This window comes from Planktotalea arctica, from assembly GCF_002105285.1.
GTDB classification, from domain to species: Bacteria; Pseudomonadota; Alphaproteobacteria; order Rhodobacterales; family Rhodobacteraceae; genus Planktotalea; species Planktotalea arctica.
This window is the reverse complement of sequence record NZ_MUHR01000028.1, coordinates 12,203-38,491: the sequence shown is the minus strand read 5'-3', so window position 1 is coordinate 38,491 and position 26,289 is coordinate 12,203. Positions and strand designations below refer to the sequence as shown.

The 26,289-nt window shown below is 56.8% G+C and carries 27 protein-coding genes and 1 pseudogene; 22 read left to right on the top strand and 6 right to left on the bottom strand.

What is annotated here, in order from left to right; all coding sequences use genetic code 11:
* Positions 1-11: 11 nt before the first annotated feature.
* From B9P63_RS17320 to B9P63_RS17290, 7 genes are all read left to right on the top strand, one after another.
* Entirely contained in the window at positions 12-983 is a 972-nt protein-coding gene (locus B9P63_RS17320; RefSeq protein ID WP_085311131.1) for a TRAP transporter substrate-binding protein, read from the top strand.
* Positions 984-1,059: 76 nt separating this feature from the next.
* Positions 1,060-1,563 (top strand): TRAP transporter small permease, encoded by a 504-nt coding sequence (locus B9P63_RS17315; protein WP_085311129.1) that lies wholly within the window; start codon positions 1,060-1,062, stop codon positions 1,561-1,563.
* A complete protein-coding gene (locus B9P63_RS17310) occupies positions 1,563-2,843 on the top strand; it encodes a TRAP transporter large permease (protein ID WP_085311127.1) in 1,281 nt (426 codons plus the stop codon). The genes B9P63_RS17315 and B9P63_RS17310 overlap by 1 nt, the downstream gene beginning before the upstream one ends.
* A 3-nt stretch (positions 2,844-2,846) precedes the next feature.
* A complete protein-coding gene (gene ltnD, locus B9P63_RS17305) occupies positions 2,847-3,731 on the top strand; it encodes an L-threonate dehydrogenase (RefSeq protein ID WP_085311234.1) in 885 nt (294 codons plus the stop codon).
* Complete coding sequence (otnK, locus tag B9P63_RS17300; RefSeq protein ID WP_085311125.1) at positions 3,731-4,966, top strand: 3-oxo-tetronate kinase; 1,236 nt, start codon at positions 3,731-3,733, stop codon at positions 4,964-4,966. The genes ltnD and otnK overlap by 1 nt, the downstream gene beginning before the upstream one ends.
* Positions 4,966-5,613 carry a 3-oxo-tetronate 4-phosphate decarboxylase gene (gene otnC, locus B9P63_RS17295; RefSeq protein ID WP_085311122.1) on the top strand — a complete coding sequence of 216 codons (648 nt, stop codon included), beginning with the start codon at positions 4,966-4,968 and terminating at the stop codon, positions 5,611-5,613. The genes otnK and otnC overlap by 1 nt, the downstream gene beginning before the upstream one ends.
* On the top strand, positions 5,613-6,377 hold the full coding sequence (locus B9P63_RS17290) for a hydroxypyruvate isomerase family protein (RefSeq protein ID WP_085311120.1): 765 nt from the start codon (positions 5,613-5,615) through the stop codon (positions 6,375-6,377). Before otnC ends, B9P63_RS17290 begins: the two co-directional genes overlap by 1 nt.
* Positions 6,378-6,923: 546 nt before the next feature.
* On the opposite strand, the gene B9P63_RS17285 is transcribed toward B9P63_RS17290, so the two are convergent.
* Together B9P63_RS17285 and B9P63_RS17280 are read right to left on the bottom strand one after the other, a co-directional pair.
* On the bottom strand, positions 6,924-8,276 hold the full coding sequence (locus B9P63_RS17285; RefSeq protein WP_085311118.1) for an MmgE/PrpD family protein: 1,353 nt from the start codon (positions 8,274-8,276) through the stop codon (positions 6,924-6,926).
* Between the two features lie 69 nt (positions 8,277-8,345).
* On the bottom strand, positions 8,346-9,614 hold the full coding sequence (locus tag B9P63_RS17280) for a glycerate kinase type-2 family protein (RefSeq protein WP_085311116.1): 1,269 nt from the start codon (positions 9,612-9,614) through the stop codon (positions 8,346-8,348).
* Positions 9,615-10,005: 391 nt separating this feature from the next.
* Between B9P63_RS17280 and B9P63_RS17270 the strand changes: the two genes are divergently transcribed.
* Complete coding sequence (locus tag B9P63_RS17270) at positions 10,006-10,677, top strand: Crp/Fnr family transcriptional regulator (protein WP_085311112.1); 672 nt, start codon at positions 10,006-10,008, stop codon at positions 10,675-10,677.
* 9 nt (positions 10,678-10,686) lie between these two features.
* On the opposite strand, the pseudogene B9P63_RS19470 reads toward B9P63_RS17270, so the two are convergent.
* Positions 10,687-10,815: pseudogene (locus B9P63_RS19470) on the bottom strand (antibiotic biosynthesis monooxygenase); the annotation flags it as partial.
* A gap of 373 nt (positions 10,816-11,188) precedes the next feature.
* On the opposite strand from B9P63_RS19470, the gene B9P63_RS17255 reads away from it, so the two are divergent.
* The 5 genes from B9P63_RS17255 to B9P63_RS17235 are packed head-to-tail and all read left to right on the top strand — an operon-like array spanning position 11,189 to position 16,357.
* Positions 11,189-11,620, top strand: a complete 432-nt coding sequence (locus B9P63_RS17255) for a YeeE/YedE family protein (RefSeq protein WP_085311107.1) — start codon at positions 11,189-11,191, stop codon at positions 11,618-11,620.
* A 4-nt stretch (positions 11,621-11,624) separates the two neighbouring features.
* A complete protein-coding gene (locus B9P63_RS17250) occupies positions 11,625-12,065 on the top strand; it encodes a DUF6691 family protein (RefSeq protein WP_085311105.1) in 441 nt (146 codons plus the stop codon).
* A complete protein-coding gene (locus B9P63_RS17245) occupies positions 12,062-12,943 on the top strand; it encodes an MBL fold metallo-hydrolase (protein WP_085311103.1) in 882 nt (293 codons plus the stop codon). Before B9P63_RS17250 ends, B9P63_RS17245 begins: the two co-directional genes overlap by 4 nt.
* A 12-nt stretch (positions 12,944-12,955) precedes the next feature.
* Complete coding sequence (locus tag B9P63_RS17240; RefSeq protein ID WP_085311101.1) at positions 12,956-14,629, top strand: bifunctional protein tyrosine phosphatase family protein/NAD(P)/FAD-dependent oxidoreductase; 1,674 nt, start codon at positions 12,956-12,958, stop codon at positions 14,627-14,629.
* Positions 14,630-14,641: 12 nt separating this feature from the next.
* On the top strand, positions 14,642-16,357 hold the full coding sequence (locus B9P63_RS17235; RefSeq protein ID WP_085311099.1) for a SulP family inorganic anion transporter: 1,716 nt from the start codon (positions 14,642-14,644) through the stop codon (positions 16,355-16,357).
* A gap of 8 nt (positions 16,358-16,365) precedes the next feature.
* Here B9P63_RS17235 and B9P63_RS17230 read toward each other — a convergent pair whose 3' ends face one another.
* The 3 genes from B9P63_RS17230 to B9P63_RS17225 form a co-directional block, all read right to left on the bottom strand.
* Positions 16,366-16,887 carry an SRPBCC family protein gene (locus tag B9P63_RS17230; protein WP_085311232.1) on the bottom strand — a complete coding sequence of 174 codons (522 nt, stop codon included), beginning with the start codon at positions 16,885-16,887 and terminating at the stop codon, positions 16,366-16,368.
* Between the two features lie 138 nt (positions 16,888-17,025).
* Entirely contained in the window at positions 17,026-17,301 is a 276-nt protein-coding gene (locus B9P63_RS19585; protein ID WP_281252379.1) for a trimethylamine methyltransferase family protein, read from the bottom strand.
* A complete protein-coding gene (locus tag B9P63_RS17225) occupies positions 17,294-18,580 on the bottom strand; it encodes a trimethylamine methyltransferase family protein (RefSeq protein ID WP_281252378.1) in 1,287 nt (428 codons plus the stop codon). The genes B9P63_RS19585 and B9P63_RS17225 overlap by 8 nt, the downstream gene beginning before the upstream one ends.
* A gap of 275 nt (positions 18,581-18,855) precedes the next feature.
* On the opposite strand from B9P63_RS17225, the gene B9P63_RS17220 reads away from it, so the two are divergent.
* The 9 genes from B9P63_RS17220 to B9P63_RS17180 all read left to right on the top strand — a co-directional run bounded on the left by B9P63_RS17220 (position 18,856) and on the right by B9P63_RS17180 (position 26,022).
* The gene (locus B9P63_RS17220) at positions 18,856-19,620 is read left to right on the top strand and encodes an aspartate dehydrogenase (protein WP_085311097.1); all 765 of its coding nucleotides are present in this window, start codon (positions 18,856-18,858) and stop codon (positions 19,618-19,620) included.
* Positions 19,620-20,573: a LysR substrate-binding domain-containing protein gene (locus B9P63_RS17215; protein ID WP_085311095.1), complete on the top strand. Its 954-nt coding sequence runs from the start codon at positions 19,620-19,622 to the stop codon at positions 20,571-20,573. The genes B9P63_RS17220 and B9P63_RS17215 overlap by 1 nt, the downstream gene beginning before the upstream one ends.
* A gap of 210 nt (positions 20,574-20,783) precedes the next feature.
* Positions 20,784-21,986 (top strand): 3-oxoadipyl-CoA thiolase, encoded by a 1,203-nt coding sequence (pcaF, locus tag B9P63_RS17210; protein ID WP_085311094.1) that lies wholly within the window; start codon positions 20,784-20,786, stop codon positions 21,984-21,986.
* 4 nt (positions 21,987-21,990) lie between these two features.
* Positions 21,991-22,968 (top strand): 1,2-phenylacetyl-CoA epoxidase subunit PaaA, encoded by a 978-nt coding sequence (gene paaA / locus B9P63_RS17205; RefSeq protein WP_085311092.1) that lies wholly within the window; start codon positions 21,991-21,993, stop codon positions 22,966-22,968.
* Complete coding sequence (locus B9P63_RS17200; RefSeq protein ID WP_085311090.1) at positions 22,968-23,432, top strand: DUF3291 domain-containing protein; 465 nt, start codon at positions 22,968-22,970, stop codon at positions 23,430-23,432. Before paaA ends, B9P63_RS17200 begins: the two co-directional genes overlap by 1 nt.
* 4 nt (positions 23,433-23,436) lie before the next feature.
* Positions 23,437-23,721, top strand: a complete 285-nt coding sequence (gene paaB / locus B9P63_RS17195; protein ID WP_085311088.1) for a 1,2-phenylacetyl-CoA epoxidase subunit PaaB — start codon at positions 23,437-23,439, stop codon at positions 23,719-23,721.
* The gene (gene paaC / locus B9P63_RS17190) at positions 23,721-24,482 is read left to right on the top strand and encodes a 1,2-phenylacetyl-CoA epoxidase subunit PaaC (protein WP_085311086.1); all 762 of its coding nucleotides are present in this window, start codon (positions 23,721-23,723) and stop codon (positions 24,480-24,482) included. The genes paaB and paaC overlap by 1 nt, the downstream gene beginning before the upstream one ends.
* A gap of 1 nt (position 24,483) precedes the next feature.
* Positions 24,484-24,942 carry a 1,2-phenylacetyl-CoA epoxidase subunit PaaD gene (gene paaD / locus B9P63_RS17185; protein WP_085311084.1) on the top strand — a complete coding sequence of 153 codons (459 nt, stop codon included), beginning with the start codon at positions 24,484-24,486 and terminating at the stop codon, positions 24,940-24,942.
* Positions 24,943-24,954: 12 nt separating this feature from the next.
* Complete coding sequence (locus B9P63_RS17180; RefSeq protein ID WP_085311082.1) at positions 24,955-26,022, top strand: 2Fe-2S iron-sulfur cluster-binding protein; 1,068 nt, start codon at positions 24,955-24,957, stop codon at positions 26,020-26,022.
* Positions 26,023-26,289: the final 267 nt, after the last annotated feature.

The window sequence follows — 26,289 nt, the reverse complement described above, 5'->3', positions numbered from 1 at the left end:
GAGAAACCAAAATGAAACATACTCTTTTCGCTTTCGCAGGCGCGGTGGCAACACTGGCTGCGACAACAGCCTATGCCGAGCGTAACATCGTCGTAGGGCACGCATTGTCGCCCACGTCGCACTACGGCATCGGCGCACAGGCCTTCATCGACACGTTGACAGAGCTGTCGGGCGGTGAATTCACCGGATCACAAGCACCAGCAGGTCAGCTTGGCGGCGAGCGTGACATGATCGAAGGTCTGCAAATCGGTTCCATGGATGTAGTGATCACGTCCACCGGCCCGCTTGGCAACTTCGTACCCGAAGTCTTCGCTCTCGATCTGCCATTCTTGTTCCGCGACTATGACCACGCGCGCAATGTGCTGGACGGTGATATTGGCCAGGAACTGCTCGGCAAGATCGACGAAAACCAGCTGGTTGGCCTTGCATGGTCAGAAAACGGCTTTCGTCATGTGACCAACTCCCAGCGCCCCGTGCGTACACCCGCCGATCTTGAGGGTCTCAAGCTGCGGACGATGGAAAACCGTGTCCACATGGAAGCCTTCTCTGAAATGGGCGCATCGCCCACGCCCATGGCTTTCCCCGAGCTGTTCACTGCCCTGCAGCAGGGTGTTGTCGACGGTCAGGAAAACCCTGTCACAGTGATCACCGCCTCCAAGTTCTGGGAAGTGCAAGGCCACGTCTCGTTGACGGGTCACGTCTATTCGCCAGCGGTCGTGCTGTCCTCGCCAATCCTGCTGGATGGCATGACCGACGAGCAGCGCGGCTGGTTCATGGAAGCAGCAAAAGCCTCTGCCGCAGCCACGCGCGCGGAAGTGAACCGTCTGGAAGAAGCAGGCGTTGCCCTACTGCGCGAGAACGGCATGGAAGTGATCACCGAGATCGACAAAGCGCCTTTTGCTGAACTGGCCCAGCCTGCATATGCAGTCTACACTGATCAGTACGGCACCGAGTTGGTAGAGCGTATTCAAGCCGTCGAATAAAACCCTTTCAGGCAGGCGTGCTTATCCACGCCTGCCTGTCACTATCCTGCTCCCCAAAATTCAATGAGGCATGCCCATGCGCTATTTCCTGCGTCTCGAAGACTTTACAACAGGCGTCGCGCAAAGACTGTCGATTGCGTTTCTGGTTATTGCAGCCAGTCTGGCGCTCTATCAGGTGATCACCCGATTTGCCTTTGGCGCCCCCTCGACTTGGTCCGAAGTTATTACCCGCACTGCCATGATCTGGTCGGTATTTCTTGGGGTTGCTGTCGCTTTCAAACATGGTGCTATGATCTCAGTCGAGGTGATCCAGACCTCACTGCCTCCGCGCATCGGTCTGGGCCTATATCTTCTAGCGAACGTCGGATCGCTCATTTTTTTCACCGTCCTGCTTTGGCAGGGTTACCTGATGACCCTGCGCGTAATGCCGCAAAGCCTTGCTGCGCTTGATATCTCGATTGCATGGGCCTACGCCGCCCTGCCGGTCGGATCAGGCTTTATCCTGATCTCAGTTGCAGCTGCGATGGTACGCGCGGCGCAGGGCGACTGGCTTATCGCACGCAATGCGGAGGACACATAATGAACAGCGCTCTGGGGCTATCGCTCGCTATTTTATTCCTGATGGGGGTCCCCATCGCGGTCGCTATCGGTCTGGCCTCTGTCATCGGCATCGAAACGCAAGGCCGTCTACCCTTGCTGTTGGTGGCTCAGCGCATGTTCACGGGAATCGACAGCTTTCCTCTGATGGCGATTCCATTGTTTATCCTTGCGGGCAATCTCATGTCTGCGGGTGGAATTTCGCACCGTCTTGTAGAACTTGCAAAATCACTGGTCGGCGGCATTCAAGGCGGATTGGCCTGTACTTGCGTTCTAACATGTATGCTGTTCGCATCTGTGTCGGGTTCTTCTGTGGCAACCACATTCGCCATCGGTGCGATCTTGATCCCCGCGATGGTCAAGCACCACTATCCCAAACCGCTTGCCGCTTCCATCCAAGCCTCCTCAGCCGAGTTGGGCGTACTGATCCCGCCATCCATTCCATTGATCCTTTATGGTGTCTCCACTGACACTTCTATCGGCAAACTCTTTGTCGCTGGCCTTGGGCCAGGCTTGGTCGTTGCAGTGTCGCTTATGGCACTGGTGCTAGTGATCTGCCGCTTGCGCGGTATCGGCAAAGACGACGGTATGGACCGCGCCTCTCCGAGCGCAGCATTCATGTCGGCTCTGCCTGCACTTATGGTACCCGTTGTCATCCTTGGCGGCATCTATTCAGGTATTTTCACACCGACCGAAGCCAGCGCCGCCGCCGTTGCAGCAGCGTTGATCGTAGGAATGGTTATGTACCGCGAGTTGAAATTCAGCGACCTGCCGGAAATTTTGAAGAAGACGATCATCTCCACTTCAGCGATCATGATCATCATTTCAGCAGCAGCGTTGTTTTCCTTCCTCATTACGCGCTCAGGACTGCCGAACGAAATTGCCGCGTGGTTCAAAGAAATCTTTGAGAGCCGCATCGCCTTCTTGCTGGCAGTGAATTTCTTGCTGCTCATTGTGGGTATGTTTATCGAGACATCGGCTGCGATCCTTGTGCTCGCCCCGATCCTTACACCCATCGCCATGAGCTATGGCGTCGACCCTGTGCATTTCGGTCTGATCATCGTGGTCAATCTGGCGCTTGGGATGATCACACCACCGCTAGGGGTGAACTTGTTCGCCGCTTGCGCTGTGGCAAACTTGCGGGTCGAAAAGATCATCCCACAGCTGGTTTGGTTCGTGCTGACAGTCTTCGCAGCACTGATGATCATCACCTATGTGCCAGCAATTACACTTTGGCCCGTAGAGTGGGTTTTTGGAGAATAAATGATGCTTGTTGATTTTGTAGGCCTTGGCTCAATGGGCCTTGGTATGGCCACCAGCTTGGTAAAAGCAGGGCACGACGTGCGCGGGTTTGATCCGGCTACTGCGCAAGTTGACTTGCTGATTGAACAAGGCGGCAGCCCCTTTGGTGATGGGCTACCAAAGGCCGATGCGCTGGTTTGTGCAGTGCTGAATGCCGATCAAACGCGCGCGGCTCTGTTTGGTGAACAAGGCGCAGCGCAGAGGCTGCGCGAGGGCGGTGTGATCATCTCATGCGCGACAGTCGCACCTGCCTTTGCCACAGAGATGGAGGCAGAGGCCGCAGCCCGCGGGTTTGGCTATCTCGATGCGCCAATATCGGGCGGTGCAATCAAAGCGGCGGCTGGGCAACTTTCGATCATGGCATCGGGCAATACCGCTGCATTCGAGGCCGCAAATCCGCTGCTGGACGCGATGGCCGAAACCGTGCACCGTCTCGGCGATCACGCAGGTTCCGGTTCTGCGATGAAAGCGGTGAACCAATTGCTCGCAGGGGTCCACATTGCCGCCATGGGCGAAGCGATGGCCTTCGGCGCGTCCCAAGGGCTGACGCCTGCGCAGATGGTTAATGTTGTTTCCGTCTCGGCGGGAACATCTTGGATGTTCGAAAACCGCGGCGCGCATGTGGTCGATGGCGATTACGCACCCCGCTCAAAAGTGGACATCTGGCTCAAGGATCTTGGCATCGTGGGCGATATCGCCGCCAGCGCGGCGCTGCCTGTACCGATATCGGCAAATGCACTGGCACAGTTTCGCGCAGCATCCGAGGCGGGATTAGGCGATGAAGATGATGCGGCCATAGCCAAATATTTTGCACGCCAGGGCGGCGTAACACTGCCGGGAGACAGTTAATGTTACTTGGGTGCATCGGGGATGATTTCACAGGCTCAAGCGATCTGGCAAATACACTGGCCAAAGCCGGAATGCGCACGGTGCAATACAGTGGCGTGCCGGCGGGCGCTGCAGCTGAAGATGTACAAGCGGGCGTCATCGCTCTCAAATCCCGCTCTATCGCGCCTCAAGACGCGATCAAGCAGTCACTGGACGCGCTAAAATGGCTTCAAGCCCAAGGTTGCACCCAAATTTTCTTTAAATATTGCTCGACCTTTGACAGCACGCAAGAGGGTAACATCGGACCCGTCGCAGACGCTCTCGCTGAGGCCTTGGATGCGCATAAGGTCATCGTTTGTCCGGCGTTTCCGGGGGCAGGTCGTTCAGTCTACCAGGGCTATCTGTTCGTCAATGATACCCTTCTGAATGAAAGCGGAATGCAGAACCATCCGCTCACGCCAATGACAGACGCGAACCTACGCCGTTTGATGGCTGCGCAGAGTGTTCATTCGGTCGGGCATGTCGCAGCGGATGTGGTGTTTGCAGGGACAGAGGCGATTACAGACGCATTGGAGCGCCAGCACGCAGTAGGCAACCGAATGATTGTGCTCGATGCGCTGCGCGACGAGGACCTGATGCAGATTGGCGCAGCGGCTAAGGGTTTGCCGTTGATCACGGGCGGCTCTGGCGTTGCATTGGGGCTGCCTGCAAACTTTGGCCTGAGCCCCGCACCCGTACCATGGCAGGGGCAAAAAGGCAAAGCTGCGATTTTGTCGGGATCATGCTCTACGGCCACACGCGGCCAGATCGCTCATCACATAGCGCACCACCCTGCGCTCAAAATCAATCCCGCGGATGTTATCGGGGGCACCCAAACGCCCGAATCCGTAGCACAATGGTTGATTGAAACTGACGGCCTGCCGCTCGCCTATAGCTCTGCCGATCCGGCCGAAGTCGCGGCAATCCAGAAACAATTTGGCGGGGCTAAAGCCGCGCAAGCGCTAGAGACATTTTTTGGTGCAACCGCCGTCTGTCTGCGCGACCTCGGGGTGGCACGTATTTTAACAGCAGGCGGCGAAACCTCCGGCGCCGTGGTCGAAGCCCTTGATATCCGCATGCTTGAGATCGGACCAGAGATTGATCCGGGAGTCCCAGCCCTGCGGGCAAGCAACGCTCTGGTGATTGCGCTCAAATCAGGTAACTTCGGCAGCGTGGACTATTTCGAGAAGGCCGCGAGCATGTTGGAGAACGGGTAATGCGCGATACGGTCCTGCGTGAGCATATTTGTCTGCTGGCAAAGTCGATGTTTGACCGTGGCCTGACAGGAGGTAGCACTGGCAATATCTCTGCGCGCACAGAAGATGGTGGCCTGCTGGTTTCGCCCACCGGCACCAGCTTTGGCCGTTTAGACCCTGCGCGCCTATCGCACTTTGACGTCATCGGCAAATTGATCGGCGGGGACGAACCGACCAAGGAAATGCCTTTGCATCAAGCGTTTTACGACACACGTAGCACCGCAGGCGCGGTCGTGCACCTGCACAGTTGCCATTCGGTCGCTTTGTCGATGTTGCCAGAAACAGACCCCGATAACTTTCTGCCGCCACTCACGCCCTATGGCATCATGAAACTGGGCCGCGTCAAGTTGCTTCCCTTCTTCATGCCTGGCGATCCGGCCATGGGCGATGCGGTGCGCGGCCTCGCCGGTAAGCGCAGTGCAGTTATGCTGGCCAATCACGGACCGGTTGTAGCGGGCAAAGACATAGAAGCCGCGTGCAACGCGGTAGAAGAATTGGAAGATACTGCTCGTCTGGCCATGATGCTTCGCGGCATGAACGCTCGCGCGCTTACCGATGATCAAGTGCAGGGACTGGTGAGCAAATTTGACATAGAATGGGACGATTGATGAAATTTTCAGCTAACCTCGGGTTTCTTTACACCGATCTGCCGCTGCCGGAGGCAGTACATGCGGCAAAGGCAGACGGGTTCGACGCGCTGGAATGCCACTTCCCCTATGATACACCACCCGCCGATCTGAAGACTGCACTGAAGACAACCGGACTGCGTATGTTGGGGATGAACACCTGGCCCGGTGATCGCAGTGCAGGGGATTTCGGCCTTGCCGCGCTTGTCGGGCGTGAGTGCGAAGCCCGCGCGGAAATCGAGCGTGCGTTCGCTTACGCCGCTGCTGCGGGGATCGAGGCGGTGCATGTAATGGCAGGGCGCACTGATGGCGGTGCCGCTGCGGAAAATTGCTTTCGAACAAACCTTGATCACGCCTGCGACCTCGCAGAAAAGCAGGGCATCACAGTCCTGATCGAACCGATCAACACCCGTGACGTCGCTGGCTATCATCTGTCAGGGACAGCCCATGCTGCACAGATCATTGACGATCTGGACCGACCCGAGCTAAAAATCATGTTTGATTGTTACCATATGCAGATTATGCAGGGCAATCTTGCGCACTCAATCGAAAAACTCTTATCGAAAATTGGCCACATCCAGATCGCTGCGGTGCCAGATCGCGGTGAACCTGACATTGGCGAGCTCGACTACGCATGGCTCCTGCGTCATATCTCGCACATCGGATATCAAGGATATATCGGAGCGGAGTATAGGCCTCGCACTACGACCAGAGATGGTTTGGGATGGATAACCAAAATGCGATAAACGCGGTACCTGTTTTGCTAAGCCAATGTCATCAACAGGCGATAGCTGGCACCCACCAATTGTTTTTCTCTTCCATCCCACTAAAAATTATCAGTAACGGATTCAAAGCACTGGGCCTCTTCCACTTGCAGCGCGCAATAGACAGCAATGATGAAGTTCTTGGCACTGCATTCTGTCGATGGGAGTCTTTAGGCCCGTTGTTCAAGCCTGATGGCTGCGGTGGTTGTTGCAGTGCCAAAACAAAATCATAGCCCAGTCAAAATCACGCAGCCAAGCATCGCTCTTTTTTGTCTGGACACAATCAAGTCAAAACCGCAGTTCGTCCTACCACCACAAATTGTCGGCGCCTAACTATCGATTACCTTGCTCAGACGCTCACAGCATTTGGGACGACATCACGTGTAATTTGAAGGCCGCTTAATCAGGGTTGTAAGGCTCCTTTTCGGCAAGAACCGATAAGTTGAGGATGCATTTTTTCGACAATTTTCTACCAGGACCTGAATGACCCTTTGGCTTCCTTGGTACGCAGTCCTTTTTTCGAACGCCTTAAACCTCTCCCAAAATCAAATCCAGCAATTCACCGAACCCGTCGCCGTCAAGGTTATCAAAGTCGGCACACATCCCCCGCATCGTCTCAGCCCGTTCAACTCCCAAAACAGGCTCCGCAAACATGCGATACTTCGCCAGCATCTCTTCTTCACTAAGCGGATTATCAACGTCCCCACGCGGGGTCTTTGGTGCGGCGGCATAGCGCACGCCATCCACATCTACCAAAGTCACAGCCGCCCATCGCTGCGCAACACTGCGGCGGGTCATTTCATCGTCGTCAATCAACTCCACCGCTGCGCTCACCCGCAGTATATCCGCGTCGCTCAGAATATCAGGCGACATTTCCGCCGCACCAAACACGCCGCGCACGATCATCGTGGCGACGGGGAAGGCGATGGAATAGGCCAGCTCGTCCATGCTTTGCGGCTTATGCCCTGCAAGGCGCGTCGCGTAATGGAACGTGCGGATTTCCACTTTCGCAATGCGCGAGTGATACAGACCGTGCGCACGCATCAATTCCAAGGCCGCATCCATTGACGGATGCGCCCAGCGACAGCAGAGATATTTCTTGTAATGCGTGTGATCGAGCGTCAGCCAATGGGCGGCAAGGTCCTCCCAAAATGGCGCAGCCTCCTTCCCCTCGCAGGTCAGCGCAGGAGCACCCGTAAAACCACCCTGCGCCAAATAAGCCGCCGTGACACCCGATGGCGCACCCCAACCGACCCCGTCGCGCACCATCGTCGGAAAATCAATGCAGCGCATCATCTGGCTGCGCGGCCCGTGGTATTCGGCAATGCCAAGCGCATGGCGCACTTGCTCTGCGCTACAACCCAAAATCCGCGCAACGCCCGCCGCAACGCCCACAGCCGTCCAAGCGCCCGATGTATGATAATCCGGGCACGTCGCATGCTGCACCTGCCCCGCGCGCGAACTCACTTCGTAAGCGATCGCCAGCCAAAGTGCAAAATCAGCGCCGGTAATCACCCGCCCGAGCGAGCGCTGCGCATCCACTACAGCGAGCAGCGCAGGAAACACCGCCGATCCCACGTGGCCCTTATTCGGCGTAGTCCCGTCATGCGCGTCAATACTATCAACCGTAAATCCCCCCGCCATGGCCGCGCCCACAGGGCTAACCTTGCGCCCATCCATTAACATTCGGCTCGCACCCGCCGCCGCTGGGCCGAACAAATTCGCCGCCGAAGCGCGGGCGATCTGCGACATCTGCGTACTCGCTCCGATCGCCGCAACGCCCATGGTATCGGTAAAACTGCGCCTGAGCAGCACGCGCATCGACTCGGGAAGATCGCCGTAACGCAGCTGAGTAGTGAAGGCGTCAACGCTTTGGGGCATGCTCAATATTCCGAATAACTGTGATCAAATCCCAGCTTCGCACAGCACTCCTCCAAGTCCAGAGATTTATCAGTGCTCCGGTACATCGCCGATCAGAATCGCGCGAAAGTCATTAACATTCGTGCCCGTCGGACCTGTAACAAACAGGCTCTTAGCTGCATCAAACGCACCCCAAGCATCATCCCTCGCCAAAGCGTTTAGCGGATCTATACCCGCCGCGCGCATATCGCTAGCCGTTTGACCATCGGCAAAAGCACCCGCATTATCCTCAGAGCCGTCAACCCCATCCGTATCCGCCGCCAGCGCTGTGATCCCGTTTTGCCCGTCAATCGCCGCCGCAAAAGAGAGCAAAAATGCAGAGTTGCGCCCCCCCCGTCCCCCCATATTGCGTAGGGTCACTGTCGTCTCACCCCCTGAGAGCAGAACAACAGGCGCTTCAACAGGACGCCCTTTTGTCGCCACTTCCCGCGCGATGGCGGCGTGCATCAGGCCGATATCTCTCGCCTCTCCTTCAATCGCGTCGGACAAAATCACAGCAGGCACGCCGCGCACGCGCGCAGTCTGCGCCGCTGCTTCTAATGACAGTGCTGCGGAGGCAATCACATGTACTTCATTGCCCTCAAACTCCGGTGCGTTCCGATCAGGCGCATCAACCAGCCCATTCAAAATACGTTCCGGCAAATCAATCCCGTAATTCGTGATCAGGCGGCGCGCATCCTTTAAGGTTATCTCGTCTGGCACAGTCGGTCCCGACGCCACTTGGGCCGGGTCATCCCCTGGCACATCGGACACAATCAAGCTCACCACGCGCGCGGGATGGGCCATGGCCGCGAGCCGCCCTCCTTTTACCGTGCTAAAATGTTTACGCACCGCATTCATTGCCCCGATAGGCGCACCAGAAGCCAGCAATATGTGATTCAACTCCTGCTCATCTTCCAACGTAAATCTCTCTGGCGGCGCAGCGAGCAAAGAAGAGCCACCCCCACAGATTAGCGCAACCACCAGATCATCACTGGTTAACCCTTTCAGAGCCGCGGCAATCTGCTGCGTCGCCGCAAGCCCCGCTGCGTCCGGCACAGGGTGCGCCGCCTCCAGCACACGCAGCCGTGCGCAGTCTGCGCTATAGCCGTAGCGCGTCACAATCACCCCTTCCAAAGAATGCTGCCAAAGCGTCTCAAACGCCTGCCCCATCTGAGCCGCGCCTTTGCCTGCGCCAATTACGACGGTTCGCCCCTTGGGCGGGGCTGGCAGATAGAATCGCATCGCCTCCAAAGGGTCAGCCGCGAGCACGGCACCCTCGAAAAGCTCAGTGAGAAAACGCTGTTTTTGTATATCCATGGCCCTTGAATATCACAAAGATTGACCCCGTCACGTCCCTTGCAGAAATGTGTAGCATTTTTACAGAGGCACTCATGGGTGCGCTCAGCATCGACCCAAATTTGCGCCTTAGGGTCGAAATCAGGAATCGCACACATTTGATCCTCTTGGCGCAACTTGCCGGTATACCCACACAAAGCCTCGGCGCAGTCATCGGCACCGCCGCCCGCGCGCGTGGTGACATTATTCCCGCCGTAAATATCCTTGCTACCCGCTTCCAAAGGTCCACTTCGACTACTCCACCAGCCTAAGCAGCGTCACCTGCAGATCGGGAAAAATCAATCAGGCGGTTGATTTCACCGCCCACGCAGCGCACTTGAGGGCAAACAACCCATTCAGGATCGCCAAAACCATGAACCAAAATGACACATGGATCGAGCGGTTCCCCGGCCTCTCCCGCCTTGATCTGCCAACCAAACAACTGCTCACCACGCGTGCCACCATCATCGACGTTCCTAAGGACGCCACCCTTTTCGGCCCCGGCAATTCGCCCGAAAACATGCTCTTTCTGCTTGATGGTACAGTGCGCGTGCAGCAGGTCTCCGAGACGGGCCATGAAATCGTGCTCTACCGCATTGAAGCGGGGCAAAGCTGCGTGCTCACCACCGCCTGCCTGCTGGCTTATGACGACTATTCCGCCGAGGGCATCTGCGAGAGCGCAGTACGCGCCGCCGCGGTTCCACGGTCCGTGTTCGATGACCTTGTCGCCAGCTCAAAACCCTTCCGCGATTTCGTCTTCGCGGCCTTCTCGCGCCGCATCACTGATCTGTTTTTGATGATCGACGAAGTCGCCTTTCAACGCCTAGACGTGCGCCTTGCGGGGGCCTTGATGCGGCTCTCTGCTAACGGCGATAAAATCTCCACCACCCACCAAAAACTCTCTGTAGAGCTCGGCACCGCCCGCGAAGTAATCTCGCGGCAATTACAAGAATTCCAGCGCCGTGGCTGGATCGAGACAGGCAGGGGGAGTGTGACGTTGCTGGATCGCGGAGCAATTGGGACGCTGGCTGGGCGGGAGAAATAATAACACGCCTCAAGCCTCATGCTTCGCGCGACTATCGACGGGTGCCTGTTCTCGATCTGTCATTCCGTAATCGCGCACGACCTCGGCGACGCGCAGCCTGTAATCTGAGAATGCGCCGCCACGACCCTTTGATTGCGCAAGGTCATCTGATCGAAACCGGCGAGGACGTCGCGTTGACCAACACGGAAACCACCTTCGGTCAAGCGCTCGAGGTCGATCTTGCTAGCCTCTCCAAAGGGCGGCGGGCACTGTGCAAATCCTGCCTGGATTGGAGTTCGCGTAGAACGCATTTTTCCGGATCACTCAGCACAGCTTTGCTCGATCAATTCTATGCAAAGGGTTGGGCAAAACGCATCGGAGGTTCTCGCATCATACATTTTTCACCAGCAGGCGAGAAAAATTTGTTAGAAACGTTCTCTTGTTAACCCGCTTACAAAACACCCCCTCAGTGACATTGTCACTGAAGCCCTGCATCCATACCTCTATACCAAATAGACCTTTGGAGAGAATCATGGAAACCACATTCACACCCTACGCTTCGCTTGGTGGCGGCGTTCTTATCGGCCTCGCATCGGTGATGCTGATGGCAACCCTTGGCCGTATTTTTGGCGCGACGGGCATTGTCGCGGGGCTGCTTCAGCCCAGCAGCTCATCCGATTGGTCGTGGCGCGCGCTCTTGCTTCTTGGCATGATCTCGGGGCCTCTCGCCGTCATGGCAATCACAGGCGAAATGCCTGCGGTCCAAGTGCCCATTTCCACCACAATGCTCGTCATTGGCGGCTTCATCGTTGGCATTGGCGTCACGCTTGGCTCCGGCTGTACGTCAGGGCATGGGGTTTGCGGTATGGCGCGGCTCTCCACGCGCTCGATCACCGCAACCACCACTTTCATGATTTTTACTGCGATCACCGTCTATGTGATCCGCCACGTTATCGGAGCCTAAGCCAATGCGCATGCTATCCACCTATCTCATCGGGCTAATCTTTGGCGTCGGCATCTCCATCTCAGGCATGGCGAATCCGGCAAAAGTGCTCAACTTCTTTGATTTCGCAGGAACATGGGACCCCAGCCTGATCTTCGTCATGGGCGGTGCGCTGATTGTCACGTTCATCGGTTACCGCTTTGTCCTCAAACGCTCTGCACCGTTCTTTGGCGGCCATTTTATACTGCCCTCACGTAACGATCTGGACGCACAGCTTATCGGCGGCTCCGCGCTCTTCGGCATCGGCTGGGGCATCGCAGGCTTCTGCCCTGGCGGAGCGCTCCCTGCCCTCGGCACGGCAAAGCCCGAAGTCTTCATCTTCATCGCAGCCCTGCTCGCAGGCATCTACGCCGCGAAATTCATCCAAACCACATTGGCCAACCGCACAATAGGAGCAACACAATGACCTTCCCCATTGATATCTCTGTAAAACCAGACGTCTCCGCCCATTTCGACGAGGCCACCAACACGATCACCTATATCGTCAAAGACCCCTCCTCTAATCATTGCGCCATCATCGATAGCGTCATGGATATCGACTACGCCGCTGGCCGCATCACCTATGAAGCTGCGGACAAGCTGATCGCAGAAATCAAGGACCGTGGACTGACCCTCGATTGGATCATCGAAACCCACGTTCACGCCGACCACCTGAGCGCCGCGCCCTATCTGCAACGCGAACTCGGCGGCAAGATCGGCGTCGGCGAAAAGATCATGGTCGTGCAGGAAACCTTCGGCAAGGTTTTCAACGAAGGCACCGAATTCCAGCGCGATGGCTCGCAATTTGATGCGCTCTTCAAGGACGGCGACACCTATATGATCGGCAACATGCAGGCCTTTGCCATGTATACCCCTGGTCATACGCCTGCTTGCAATGTCCATGTCATTGGTGATGCAGCCTTTGCGGGTGACACGCTCTTCATGCCTGATGGCGGATCTGCGCGCTGCGACTTTCCCGGCGGCTCTGCGGGCGAGCTATACGATTCCATTCAGAAAGTACTGTCGCTCCCCGATGAAACCCGCCTATTCATGTGCCACGACTACGGCCCGAATGGCCGCGCGATCCAGTGGGAAACAACCGTTGCAGAGCAAAAGCAAAACAACATCCATGTGGGCGGCGGCAAGACCCGCGACGAGTTCATCAAATTCCGCACAGAACGCGATGCACAACTGTCCATGCCCCGCCTCATCATCCCTTCCTTGCAAGTAAACATGCGCGCGGGCGACATACCCAAGGATAGGGACGGCAATCCGATGCTAAAAGTTCCAGTGAACGCGATCTAAGGACCTAATCCCATGGACATCAAGACCCTGAACGCTGGCCTTTCAGTCAGCGCACAAATCTCTGCGGCCGATGTGCAAGCAATCAAGGATGCCGGTTTTCGCGCAATCATCTGCAACCGCCCTGATGGCGAGGGCGCGGATCAACCTGCCTTCGCCGAAATAGCCAAAGCCGCGAAAAAGCTCGGTCTCGAAACCGCTTATCTCCCCATCGTAGCTGGCAAGGTCTCCGACGCGGACGCCGCTGATTTTGACAAAGCGCTTTCCACCCTGCCCGGTCCTGTTCTGGCCTATTGCCGCACCGGTACACGCTCTGCAACGCTTTGGTCACTTGCCCAAGCAAGCCAGCGCAGCGTCGCCGACATTCTCGCCGCGACCAAGGCCGCGGGCTATGATATGGGCGGCGTTGTGCGCCGCATCGTCAATGGCGGCAAAACCCCGACCGACACAGGCGATGCCAGCTTTCAGGTTGTGATCGTCGGCGCTGGAGCAGGGGGCATTTCTGCCGCCGCCAGCCTGCATGCGCGCAAACCCGACCTGAACATCGCGATAATCGACCCCGCCGATATCCACTACTACCAACCGGGCTGGACCATGGTTGGCGGCGGCATCTTTGAAGCGCAACAAACTGCGCGCACAATGGGTTCTCTTATCCCGCGCGGCGTGCATTGGATACAATCCGCCGTTGCCGCGTTTGAACCTGAAAACAACGCCATCATCCTAGATGGATGCCGCGTGGTGAAATATGACCGCCTGATCGTCTGCCCCGGTATCAAGCTGGATTGGAACAAGGTCGAGGGCCTCGTTGAGACCCTTGGCCACAATGGCGTAACCTCCAACTACCGCTATGATCTCGCGCCCTACACATGGAAGCTGGTCAGCAAAATGATCGAGGGGCGCGCGATTTTCACGCAGCCCCCCATGCCGATCAAATGCGCCGGCGCGCCGCAAAAGGCGATGTATCTCTCTGCCGATGCGTGGCACCGCCGCGGCGTGCTGAACAATGTCGATATCCAGTTTAACAATGCAGGCGGCGTGCTCTTCGGCGTTAAGGATTACGTCCCTGCATTAATGGAATATGTAAAGAAATACGACGCATCTCTCAACTTCTTCCACAACCTTGTCGCCGTGGATGGCCCTGCCAAGAAAGCATGGTTCGACGTGTCAAAGCCCGACACACCCATCGAGCGGGTCGAGATGGAATTCGACATGATGCACGTCTGCCCACCCCAAGTCGCGCCCGATTTCATCCGTGTCTCGCCGTTGGCCGATGCCGCTGGCTGGGTCGATGTGGATCAGGCCACGCTGCGCCACAAGACCTATGACAACATCTGGTCCCTTGGCGATGTCATGAACGCGCCCAATGCAAAAACCGCCGCCGCAGCCCGCATCCAAGCGCCCATCGTGGCCGAAAACCTCATCTCCGATATCAACGGCCACTCCCCAACTGCGCTATACAACGGCTATGGCTCCTGCCCATTAACCGTGGAGCGGGGAAAAATCATACTGGCCGAGTTTGGCTATGGTGGCACGATGTTGCCCAGCTTCCCCAGGTTCGTGATTGATGGCACCAAACCTTCGCGCGCGGCGTGGCTACTCAAGGAAAAGATGCTGCCGCCCGTCTATTGGAAGGCCATGCTCAAAGGCCGCGAATGGATGGCCAAGCCAGAAAAAATCACCGCCGTTTAACCGAGAGTTTATATGAGACCTGATCTAAAACGCTATCTACCCATCCTTACTTGGGGGCGGGCCTACAACAAATCCGCGCTCAGCAACGATCTGATGGCGGCCTTCATTGTGACGATCATGTTGATCCCACAATCGCTCGCCTATGCGTTGCTTGCGGGTCTTCCGCCGGAGGCAGGTCTCTACGCCTCCATCGTTCCTATTATGCTCTATGCAGTCTTTGGCACCTCGCGCTCTTTGGCTGTTGGCCCCGTCGCTGTGGTCTCTCTGATGACCGCCGCCGCGCTCAGCAATATCGTTGAGCAGGGGACGATGGGCTATGCTGTCGCTGCTCTCTCTCTCGCGGGTCTATCTGGCATCATTTTACTGGCGATGGGGCTGTTTAGACTCGGGTTTGTCGCCAATTTCCTCTCGCACCCTGTCATTGCAGGGTTCATCACTGCCTCCGGCATCATCATCGCCGCAAGCCAATTAAAACACATTCTTGGTATTGATGCCCACGGTCACAATCTGCTTGATCTGGTGATATCACTGGTGAAGCACCTGCCGGAAATCAACTGGATCACTACCGTCATTGGCGTCCTTGCAACGGGCTTCCTGTTCTGGGTACGCAAGGGTCTCAAACCATTGCTTAAGCGGCTCGGCCTAGGCCCCACGCTCATAGGAATCGCGGTCAAAGCAGGTCCTGTTGCAGTCGTCGTACTCACCACGCTCGCCGTCTGGCTGTTTGGCCTTGCGGATCAGGGCGTCAAAATTGTTGGTGCTGTTCCACAAAGTCTCCCACCCCTCACGCTCCCGTCCTTTTCACCTGCCCTGCTCAATCAACTCCTGCTCCCAGCTATTCTAATCTCGCTCATCGGCTTTGTTGAAAGCATCTCAGTTGCGCAAACCCTCGCCGCAAAGAAACGTCAGCGCATAGATCCCGACCAAGAACTCATCGGCCTCGGTGCCGCCAACATCGGTGCCTCTCTCACAGGCGGCTTCCCGGTCACGGGCGGTTTTTCCCGCTCCGTGGTCAATTTCGATGCCGGTGCGGAAACCCCCGCCGCAGGTGCCTTCACCGCTATTGGCCTCGCCATTGCAGCGCTTGCGCTCACACCGCTGATCTTTTTCTTGCCCAAAGCCACGCTCGCCGCGACCATCATCGTCGCTGTGCTCAGCCTCGTGGATTTCTCCATCCTGAAACGCAGCTGGGACTATTCCAAAGCGGATTTTGCCGCCGTCAGCGCCACTATCCTTTTGACCCTCGCCCTTGGCGTCGAGGCGGGTGTCTCTGCTGGCGTTGCCTTATCGATCCTACTGCATCTTTATAAGTCCTCGCGTCCTCATATAGCCGAAGTCGGCCAGGTCCCCGGCACCGAGCATTTCCGCAATATTCTGCGCCACGACGTCATTACAGACCCAAACGTCGTCACACTGCGCGTTGACGAAAGCCTATACTTTGCGAACGCCCGCTATCTGGAGGACAAAATCCACAATCGCGTCGCTCACGACAAAGCAATCCGCCACGTTATCCTGCAGTGCTCTGCAATCAACGAAATCGACCTCTCCGCGCTGGAATCCCTCGAAATGATCAATGAACGCCTGCGCGAGATGAATGTGAAACTGCATCTCTCCGAGGTTAAAGGGCCCGTAATGGACCGCCTAAAGCAAGCCCATTTCCTTGCCGAAATGACCGGCCGAGTCTTTCTCAGCCAATACGATGCCGTCAAAGCCCTCGGCACTGGTTGACCCAGTACCTAGCCATTACGCAGCTTGCTGAACCAGCCCTTTTTGGGCTGCTCGCCTTCAGCGCTGGCGTCCTCGCCATCGCTCTTCTCCGGCGCACCAACGGCGTCCTGAAATGCAGTAAAGAACTGATCGGCCATCTTCTTGGCAAAGCCGTCGATGATGCGGCTACCAAGCTGTGCCAGCTTACCACCGACTTTAGCGTCTACTTCATAGTGCAAGATCGTCTGATCACCATCCTGCTCAAGGCGCACCTTTGCGTCGCCTTTTGCAAAACCTGCCGCACCACCCTTGCCCGAACCACTTAGTGTCAGGCTTTCGTTTTCAATCATCTCGCTCAGCGTCACCGCCCCTTTGAACGTCGCTTTCACGGGGCCGACCTTTTGCACGACAGTTGCTTCAAAACCCTCTTGCGCCGAGCCGCTCATGTCTTGGCAGCCCGGAACACAGCGCGCCAGAACCTCGCGGTCCAGCAAGGCCGCGTAAACCGTAGCACGATCGGCATTGATCACTTTTGAATCGTTCAGGTTCATTGGGTAGCCCTCCAGCGTTTCAGCCACAGATTAGAGCCAGCTCGCCTGCGGGTTCAAGCCTTCTTTGACGTGCGCCAGCTTGTTCCTGACACGGGTTGACGCGAGGCGATCCGTAGGTGCGCGGTGCAAAGGGCAGGCTTAGTCCAGCGGAGGCGCACCGCCGCTGGCAGTCGCTTTTTCGATGAAAGGTGCCAAGCGCTCGACAGCATCGCCGCTTGTCGGCGGCGGGCTAAACGCAGCAAGTTTCTCTTGCCAAACTGCAGTGGCGCGATCAGCAGAGGTCAGGCTACCTGCCTCGGTCCAAGTGCCGAAATTGCTGAGATCTGCAACGATCGGTTCGTAAAAGGCAGTGCTAAAACGCTCCATCGTGTGCTGCGTGGCAAAGAAATGGCCCCCCGGCTGAACGTCAGCCAAAGCCTCGAAGCCAATTTCTACAGCATCGGCCTTGGGCCTTGGGCCGTGCGCAAAGCTCGGCGTAGATTTGCAAACCCTCCACATCATTGATGAATTTCTCGTAACCGAAAGTCAGACCTCCCTCAAGCCAACCCGCAGTATGCACCAAGAGCGTTCCATGTGCGAGCGAGCCGCCCCAAAGCCCCATCACCGTTTCAAGGCCTGCTTGCATGTCCGCCGTATTGGACGCCGACCCCGACGCCGTGCGCCAAGGCAAGCCAATGAATCGCGCCAACTGGCCGCCGCCAATCTGCATCTTCAAATGATCTGGCGTCCCGAATGCAGGCGCACCGCTTTTCATATGCACGTTCGAGCTGAACCCACCATAGCTGACCGGCGCGCCGGTACGGGTCAGTTGTGACAACGCAATCCCCATCAAACATTCCGCATGTTGCAGCGTCAACGCACCCGCCGGTGTAATCGGGGCCATGGCGCCAGCAAGGCAAAACGGCGTGATAACCGATAATTGGCCTGCGCGCGCAAAGTCGATGATGCCCTGCGCCATCGGATTATCGAGCATGCGCGGACTGTTGGTATTGATCACAGTGGTTAACCAGACACCGTCCTGAAAATCATCGGCAGAAAGGTTCAAAGCAACCTGCGCCATCTCGAAGCCTTGCTCGACCTGAGCGCGTCCACGTGCGTAAAGAAACATCGGCTTGTCGCCAAATTCCAACTGCGTACGCGTCATTTCATAGTGACGCAGATGGATCGGCATGTCCTGCGCTTCCGTCATTGGGCCGAAGGTGTGGATCACATCGTAGCTCTGGCAAAGTTTGATCGTCTCTTCGAAATCGTTCAAAGTTCCAGGCCTGCGACCACGGATCGCATCGCTCGCATTGGGGCAACCGACACCAGCCATAAAGATCATCGAGCCAAGTTCATAATCCTGCTCACGCAGCGGATTGGCCGCGCGCATAACGATTTTCCGGGGGGCGCTCGCCAAAGCCGCCTGCACGATATCGCGCCCCACATAAACCATTTCATCAGCGTCAACGCGCGCGCCTGCATTGGCAAAAATCTTGCGCGCCTCAGGTAGCAAAACCTTGATGCCCAATTCTTCGATCACGCGTAAAGCCGTGTCGTGAATCGCATTCACCTCATCAAGCGAAAACATGCTCTGCTGTGCAAAGGGATGCTTCAACTGGCGATAGTTCGGTTGACGCGCGGGTTGGCTGGCGCTTGCACGCTTGCTGCGCCCTCGCCTTCTTGGTTTGTCAGTTGCCTTATTCTCCGTCAATTTACACTATCCAATCAGGCACGCATTTTCATCAATTAGGAAACACTCAGGGACCATAGGGCGACAGAACAGTGGTTTTCTTCGAAATTCTATCAGGGCGGTTTGATCGCGCCAATTTCTGGCTTTGTGCAGCCTTAAGAAATCCACAACTCAAGCCAGATTTTTCCATCGGGTCCAGCACTACAGGATGACTTTTACCTCGGCCCTTATGTATAAGGCTTTATTGCCCATGGGTGCATTGATATATATTTTCACTATACCTGAAAGGCTCGCTCATGAAAATTGCCATCATCGGACGCGGCGCGATCGCGCAATATGTGATGCACGAAGCGCAGCAGCGCGCGCACAGCATCAGCGCCATCATCGTGCGCCCCGAAAAATGCGCAGACGGCTTGATCGCGCGCGTCGAGGACATTCCCGCAGACGTTGATCTGGTGATCGATTGCGCCGGGCACGCAGCACTGCGCAAGTTCGGGCCCAGCGTTTTGCGCGCGGGTTTCGATCTGCTCACCGTCTCCGTCGGCGCGCTGGCCGATCGCGCGCTCGAGCAGGGTTTGCGCGCGGCGGCGGCGCAGGGCAGTGCCAATTTGATCCTCGCCAGCGGCGCCATCGGCGCGCTCGACACTCTGCGCTCTGCGCGGGCAGGCGACATTACCTCGGTGCGCTATGTAGGACGCAAACCGCCGCAAGGCTGGATCGGCTCGCCTGCGGAGCAAAGCCTTGATCTTGGCGCGCTGGACGCGGCCCGAATCCACTTCGAGGGCAGCGCGCGCGATGCGGCTCTGCTCTATCCCAAGAATGCCAATGTCGCCGCCGCCGTGGCCCTTGCCGGCATAGGGTTTGACGACACACAGGTCGCTTTGATCGCCGATCCCAATGTGACCGAGAACATCCATGAAGTCCACGCAAGCGGCGCGTTCGGGGATTTCTCGTTCCGCATCAATGGCAAGGCCCTGCCGGGCAACCCGCGCAGCTCTGCATTGGCGGCGATGAGCGTAATCGGCGCGCTCGAGACGCTTGGCGCGGCGATCCGTTTTTGATGGGCACCACCCCCGCCAAGATCACCGAACGCGCAATCCAGCGGCTCAAGCTCAAGCAGCTTCGCCTGTTGATTGCCGTCGGCGCACAGCGCAACATCCGCAACGCCGCGCGCGAGATGAATATCTCGCAGCCCGCCGCGACGATGATCCTGAAAGAGCTGGAACTGGACTTCGAGGTCACACTGTTCGAGCGCGGCAATCGCGGCGTCACGCCCACGATATACGGTGAAACCCTGATCCGGCATGCCAAACTGATCCTCGCGCAGATCGCCCATGCCGCGCAGGACCTCGATGATCTGGGCGAGGGGCGCAGCGGGCGCGTGGTCGTCGGCACACTTCTGGCGGCGTCTTCGCATTTGCTGCCCCAAGCGATCGAGCAGCTTCTGGAGCGGCGCCCGGACGTGTCGATCAAAGTGGTGGAGGGCACGAACGAGGTTCTGATACCCGCTCTGCGCGCCGGAGACATTGATCTGGTCGTGGGGCGCTTGCCCACCTACCGCCACCGCGATGATCTTGTGCAGGAAAAGCTATTTGACGAACCGATCCACGCCATCGCGCGCGCAACCCATCCGCTTGCCGGCAAATGCGATCTTTCGTTTGACGATCTCAAACCGTTTCCATGGATCATTCCGCCGCGCGAAACCACACTGCGCCGCCAGCTTGATCAGTTTTTCATCGCGCAGGATCAATATGCCCCGCCCATGGCGATCGATTCCATTTCTTATCTGACCAATCGCGCGCTGGTGCAAAGCCGTAATTTCATCGGTCTCGTCCCCGCCCATGTAGCAGCGCTCGATATCGCCGGTGGCGCGTTCGTGCGCCTTGACTGGCACGTGCCCTTCGGCAAAGGCCCCATCGGCGTCACCTACCGCAAACAGGAGCATCTTTCTCCAGCGGGCAGTGCGCTGCTTGCGGCGCTGCGCTGCGTCGGGGAAACGCTTTTAGGCGCATGAAGAAACCTTCTGACGATGTCTGTCAATTTCGTGTTGTTCCGAAATAGGCACCTTAATCGTGAGTGACAGGATGAAACTTTCTAGCCGCGTCGATCACAGTAATTACGTTACAAAATTTTCAAATAGGCCGAAAAGATGTAACTTTTGCTTGCACGACTCAAGTCCTTGGGATTACCTTTGGCATAACCGACTTGGGAGGTCCCTCTACATATGCAAGCCTTTATCTGCGACGGTGTACGCACCCCCATTGGCCGATACGGCGGCGCGCTATCCTCAATCCGCACCGATGATTTGGCCGCCTTGCCTATCGCTGCGCTCATGGCGCGCAACGCAGTTGTGGACTGGGCGAAGGTTGATGAGGTCATCTACGGCTCCGCCAACCAAGCAGGCGAGGATAACCGCAACGTCGCGCGCATGGCGGCGCTGCTAGCGGGCTTGCCAACAGATGTTCCCGGCACAACCATTAACCGTCTATGCGCCTCTGGCATGGACGCTGTCGGCTTTGCCGCGCGCGGCATCAAGGCGGGAGATTACGATCTGACCATCGCAGGCGGCGTCGAGAGCATGAGCCGTGCGCCTTTCGTGATGCCCAAGGCCACCGCGGCCTTCACCCGCGCCAACGAGGTCTTCGACACCACCATCGGCTGGCGCTTCATCAACCACAAAATGAAGGACGCATACGGCGTCGACTCCATGCCGCAAACGGCGGATAATGTGGCGCATGACTACGGTATCAACCGCGCCGATCAGGACGCCTTCGCCGCGCGCTCGCAGGCCAATTGGGCCGCGGCACATGCGGCTGGGCATTTCGCGGATGAAATCGTTCCAGTCCATGTGCCCCAGCGCAAAGGCGATCCGCTGGTCTTTGAGACAGACGAGCACCCGCGCACCGGAACAACGCCAGAAAAACTCGCCAAACTCAAGGGCATCAACGGCCCTGATTTAACCGTTACCGCAGGCAATGCGAGCGGCGTCAACGATGGCGCTGCTGCGCTCCTCATCGCCTCTGACAAGGCGCTCTATAAACACTCGCTCACACCAATCGCGCGGATCGTCGGCATGTCCTCCGCTGGCGTTGCGCCGCGCGTGATGGGCATTGGGCCAGTTCCTGCCTCCCAAAAAGTGTTAGCGCGCGCAAATCTCACTATTGATCAGATGGATGTGATAGAACTCAACGAGGCGTTTGCCTCTCAAGGGCTTGCAACACTGCGCGAACTTGGCGTTGCGGACGATGATCCGCGCGTGAATCCACAAGGCGGCGCAATCGCGCTGGGTCATCCGCTGGGCATGTCCGGTGCGCGCCTTGTCCTCACGGCGGCGCATCAACTCAAGCGCACTGGCGGGCGTTATGCGCTTTGCACAATGTGCGTTGGCGTCGGCCAAGGCACTGCCATTATTATCGAAAGGGTTTAAACTCATGTACGCACAGATGATCAAATCAGAGGCGACGCAGGACGATCCTGAAAAGCTCGCCGCTTTTCAAGCACGCATTGATGCAAACGAAAAGATCGAACCGAAAGACTGGATGCCAGAGGGCTATCGCAAGACCCTAATCCGCCAGATCGGCCAACATGCACACTCCGAAATTGTCGGACAACTGCCCGAGGGCAACTGGATCACCCGCGCGCCCACGCTGGAGCGCAAGGCAATTTTGCTAGCCAAGGTGCAGGACGAAGCCGGCCATGGGCTCTACCTTTATTGCGCGGCCGAAACCCTTGGCGTGACCCGTGACGAGCTGACGGAAATGCTGCTCGACGGACGAATGAAATATTCTTCAATCTTCAATTATCCGACCCTGACATGGGCTGATATGGGCGCCGTTGGCTGGCTTGTTGATGGGGCTGCGATCATGAATCAGGTCCCGCTTCAGCGCACATCCTTTGGCCCCTATTCCCGCTCTATGATCCGCATTTGCAAAGAGGAAAGCTTTCATCAGCGTCAAGGCTACGACATCATGATGAAAATGTGCAAAGGCACAGATGCACAAAAACGCATGGCACAGAACGCGCTAGATCGCATGTGGTTCCCGTCGCTGATGATGTTCGGACCCTCTGATGCGGATTCGGTTCATTCTGAACAGTCGATGAAATGGAAGATCAAGATGAACGGCAATGACGAGTTGCGCCAAAAATTCGTCGATCAGACCGTGCCGCAAGCGGAATATCTTGGCCTGACTGTCCCCGATCCAGACTTGACGTGGAACGAGGAAAAAGGCGGCTATGATTTCTCGCAGCCTGATTGGGACGAATTTTATGATGTCCTCAAGGGCAATGGCCCTTGCAATAAAGAACGCCTCGCCGCGCGTAACAAAGCATGGGACGATGGGGCATGGGTGCGCGAAGGGTTGATGGCCCACGCCGAAAAGAAACGCGCCGCTAAATTGGCGGCGGAATAATGCAGCTCGCTGAACTCAACGTAGGCTATGCGCTCTATCCACTCGACGATCCGCGCATGGCGGGGTTTATGGACAACCTCGACGCTTTGAACGCGCTTGCGGAGCGCTCCAGCGGCTACATCTGGCGAATGAAATCCGACAGCGGTAATGCAACCGATCTTGCTGTGCCCGGCGACGAAGAGATGATTTCGAACATGTCGGTTTGGGAGAATGTCGAAAGCCTTGGGGATTACGTTTTCAACACCATCCACGCCAAGTTCTACGAAAAGCGCCCCGCATGGTTCGAGAACATGACGCGGCATCATTTCGTGATGTGGTGGGTCGAGGATGACCATATTCCGACGTTGGAGGAAGCCATGCAAAAGCTGGCGCATCTTCAGGAACACGGATCAACAGATGACGCCTTCGGCTGGGATGCCGTCGATCAATCTGCTTGGCGCAGATGCAACATAGCAGCGGAGTAAAACCATGAAAAACGAATGGCCCCTCTGGGAAGTTTTCATCCGCGGGCAGCACGGCATGTCCCATCGTCACGTGGGCAGCCTGCATGCGCCGGACGAGGAAATGGCGATCAAGAACGCGCGCGATGTGTATACCCGCCGCAATGAGGGCGTCAGCATTTGGGTAGTTGAGGCCCGTCACATCGCAGCCTCTTCGCCCTCGGAAAAAGGTCCGCTCTATGAGCCGTCCGAGAGCAAAGTTTACCGCCATCCCACCTTTTTCGACATCCCTGACGAAGTGGGCGCGATGTAATGGCAAGTGCTGATCCCTATTTTGATTTTCTGCTGCGCATGGGCGACAACACCCTGATCCTCGGGCATCGCGTGTCCGAGTGGTGCGGCCATGCCCCCGTGATCGAGGAAGATATCGCACTGGCCAACACCGCGCTTGATTTGATCGGACAAACGCAAATGTGGCTCGGCCTTGCGGCTGAGGTCGAGGGCAAAATCCGCACAGCCGATGACCTCGCCATGCTGCGCGATGCGTGGGATTTCCGCTCTGCCCTTTTGGTGCAGCAACCCAATGGCGACTTCGGTCAGACCTTGATGCGTCAGTTCCTGTTTGATGCGTGGCATTTGGAAATGCTCAAAGGCTTGATAAAATCCTCTGAAGTGCGCGTTGCGGAAATCGCCGCAAAAGCCGTCAAGGAAGTGCAATACCATGTGGAACGCTCTGGCGACACAGTGATCGGCCTTGGTGATGGCACCGCCGAAAGCCATGCGAAAATGCAGGCAGCGCTTGATCTGCTCTGGCCTTTTGTCGGCGAATTGTTCACGCCCGATGCGGTGGACGACGCGATGACCGCCAATGGCATCGCGCCTGATCTGAACGATCTACGCACAGCGTTTGATACCCATATCGGCAGCGTCATGACCGAAGCGACACTTACCATCCCTGACAGCAGATTCGCACACAAAGGCGGTAAAAGCGGCTTTCAACACTCCGAACACCTCGGGCACATTCTGACGCAAATGCAATGGCTGCAACGCGCCTATCCCGGAGCAAGCTGGTAGCATGAGACCCAATGTCGCGCAGATTTGGGAATGGCTGGATACTGTGCCCGACCCTGAAATTCCAGTGATCTCCGTGGTTGATCTGGGCATCGTGCGCGGCGTTACATGGGACGAGGACACGCTGGAAATTGCGGTGACCCCGACCTATTCGGGCTGCCCTGCGACATCCATCATCTCGCTTGATATCGAAACGGCCATGCTGGATCGCGGAATCGCGAAAACGCGGATCAAAACGCAAATCTCGCCGCCTTGGACGACCGACTGGCTAAGCGATAAGGGAAAAGCGAAGCTGGAAGACTACGGCATCGCCCCCCCGCGTGCGGCTGGTGGCCCTGCGCGTTGTCCGCGCTGCAAATCCGAAAATCTGGAGCGTATTTCGCAATTCGGTTCCACCCCTTGCAAGGCGCAATGGCGTTGCTGCAACTGCCTTGAGCCGTTCGATTATTTCAAATGTATCTAGAGGGGCCCAAACATGGCGCGCTTTCACAAACTTGAAGTTACAGATGTCAAAAAAACCATTCGCGACGCTGTTGTTGTCTCGCTCAGGCAGGCGGATGGCACTAATTTCGATTTTATCCAAGGCCAGTACCTGACCTTTCGCCAAGACATCGAAGGCACAGAAATCCGCCGTTCCTATTCGATCTGCGCAGGCAAGGATGATGGCATCTTGCAGGTCGGCATAAAGAAGGTGGATGGCGGCGCATTTTCCACTTGGGCGAACGAAAACCTTGCCCCCGGTATGACGCTGGAAGCGATGCCGCCCATGGGCAATTTCCACACGCCAATACACCCTAATCACAGCAAAACCTATCTTGGCTTTGCGGGCGGCTCTGGCATTACCCCCGTTTTGTCGATCCTGAAAACCACGCTGATGCGTGAACCTGCCAGCCGTTTCACGCTGGTCTATGCCAATCGCGGCGTGAACACGATCATGTTCCGAGAGGAACTCGAAGATCTCAAGAACGAGCATATGGGCCGGCTCAACATAATCCATATTCTAGAAAGCGATGCACAGGACATCGAGTTGTTCACAGGCCGCGTGGACGAAGCGAAATGCGCAGCGCTCTTCGCCAATTGGATTGATATCGCCTCTGTAGATACTGCTTTCATCTGCGGACCAGAGCCTATGATGCTCGGCATTGCGAAAGCGCTCAAAGAGAACGGGTTGTCTGGAGACCAAATCAAATTCGAACTCTTCGCCTCCTCCCAACCCGGTCGCCTCAAACGAAAAGCCTCCACCGCAAGAGTTGAGGCCGCAAAGCCTGGCGAGGCAGTCGTCATCATCGACGGGTCATTCCGCACGGTTACGATGACCAAGGATCAAACCGTATTGGAAGCCGCGCTTGCGGGGGGGCTAGATGCACCATTCGCGTGCAAAGCTGGCGTGTGCTCCACCTGCAAATGCAAAGTGCTTGAGGGCGAAGTCGAAATGGTCGCAAACCACGCGCTTGAGGATTATGAAGTCGAGCAAGGATTTATCCTAAGCTGCCAATCGTTCGCGGTGACTGAAAAGGTGGTTGTGGATTACGATCAACATTGAGGTTCTTTACAACCTTCGAGCGTTTCGCAACTTTGAAACAAATATCGAACCTCGTGTAACGTGATGGATTGGATGCCCCTCCTGCCGGTTCACGCCACCTGTGGACTCATGCTATCCCGACAAGGAAAACGGATGTTTTTGAGGGGCAGAAGTATTTCCGTTCTCGGCGTCTTTAACTGACATTTCGAACGATGAAGTTCAAAAACCTCTAGTGTTAATAGTGTTACCTAAGGAGTATGTTACCAGCCTCAAAAATGGCGCTAACTC

Bases quoted from the DNA above. Each gene is read 5' to 3' on its own strand.
- otnC (WP_085311122.1), top strand. From the start codon at position 4,966: ATGCGCGATACGGTCCTGCGTGAGCATATTTGTCTGCTGGCAAAGTCG.
- B9P63_RS17220 (WP_085311097.1), top strand. From the start codon at position 18,856: ATGAAAATTGCCATCATCGGACGCGGCGCGATCGCGCAATATGTGATG.
- paaA (WP_085311092.1), top strand. From the start codon at position 21,991: ATGTACGCACAGATGATCAAATCAGAGGCGACGCAGGACGATCCTGAA.
- B9P63_RS17250 (WP_085311105.1), top strand. From the start codon at position 11,625: ATGCGCATGCTATCCACCTATCTCATCGGGCTAATCTTTGGCGTCGGC.
- B9P63_RS17215 (WP_085311095.1), top strand. From the start codon at position 19,620: ATGGGCACCACCCCCGCCAAGATCACCGAACGCGCAATCCAGCGGCTC.
- B9P63_RS17235 (WP_085311099.1), top strand. From the start codon at position 14,642: ATGAGACCTGATCTAAAACGCTATCTACCCATCCTTACTTGGGGGCGG.
- B9P63_RS17200 (WP_085311090.1), top strand. From the start codon at position 22,968: ATGCAGCTCGCTGAACTCAACGTAGGCTATGCGCTCTATCCACTCGAC.
- B9P63_RS17320 (WP_085311131.1), top strand. From the start codon at position 12: ATGAAACATACTCTTTTCGCTTTCGCAGGCGCGGTGGCAACACTGGCT.
- B9P63_RS17255 (WP_085311107.1), top strand. From the start codon at position 11,189: ATGGAAACCACATTCACACCCTACGCTTCGCTTGGTGGCGGCGTTCTT.
- B9P63_RS17240 (WP_085311101.1), top strand. From the start codon at position 12,956: ATGGACATCAAGACCCTGAACGCTGGCCTTTCAGTCAGCGCACAAATC.
- B9P63_RS17245 (WP_085311103.1), top strand. From the start codon at position 12,062: ATGACCTTCCCCATTGATATCTCTGTAAAACCAGACGTCTCCGCCCAT.
- B9P63_RS17315 (WP_085311129.1), top strand. From the start codon at position 1,060: ATGCGCTATTTCCTGCGTCTCGAAGACTTTACAACAGGCGTCGCGCAA.
- B9P63_RS17285 (WP_085311118.1), bottom strand. From the start codon at position 8,276: ATGCCCCAAAGCGTTGACGCCTTCACTACTCAGCTGCGTTACGGCGAT.
- ltnD (WP_085311234.1), top strand. From the start codon at position 2,847: ATGCTTGTTGATTTTGTAGGCCTTGGCTCAATGGGCCTTGGTATGGCC.
- paaD (WP_085311084.1), top strand. From the start codon at position 24,484: ATGAGACCCAATGTCGCGCAGATTTGGGAATGGCTGGATACTGTGCCC.
- paaC (WP_085311086.1), top strand. From the start codon at position 23,721: ATGGCAAGTGCTGATCCCTATTTTGATTTTCTGCTGCGCATGGGCGAC.
- otnK (WP_085311125.1), top strand. From the start codon at position 3,731: ATGTTACTTGGGTGCATCGGGGATGATTTCACAGGCTCAAGCGATCTG.
- B9P63_RS17280 (WP_085311116.1), bottom strand. From the start codon at position 9,614: ATGGATATACAAAAACAGCGTTTTCTCACTGAGCTTTTCGAGGGTGCC.
- B9P63_RS17290 (WP_085311120.1), top strand. From the start codon at position 5,613: ATGAAATTTTCAGCTAACCTCGGGTTTCTTTACACCGATCTGCCGCTG.
- B9P63_RS17270 (WP_085311112.1), top strand. From the start codon at position 10,006: ATGAACCAAAATGACACATGGATCGAGCGGTTCCCCGGCCTCTCCCGC.
- pcaF (WP_085311094.1), top strand. From the start codon at position 20,784: ATGCAAGCCTTTATCTGCGACGGTGTACGCACCCCCATTGGCCGATAC.
- B9P63_RS17230 (WP_085311232.1), bottom strand. From the start codon at position 16,887: ATGAACCTGAACGATTCAAAAGTGATCAATGCCGATCGTGCTACGGTT.
- B9P63_RS17180 (WP_085311082.1), top strand. From the start codon at position 24,955: ATGGCGCGCTTTCACAAACTTGAAGTTACAGATGTCAAAAAAACCATT.
- B9P63_RS17310 (WP_085311127.1), top strand. From the start codon at position 1,563: ATGAACAGCGCTCTGGGGCTATCGCTCGCTATTTTATTCCTGATGGGG.
- paaB (WP_085311088.1), top strand. From the start codon at position 23,437: ATGAAAAACGAATGGCCCCTCTGGGAAGTTTTCATCCGCGGGCAGCAC.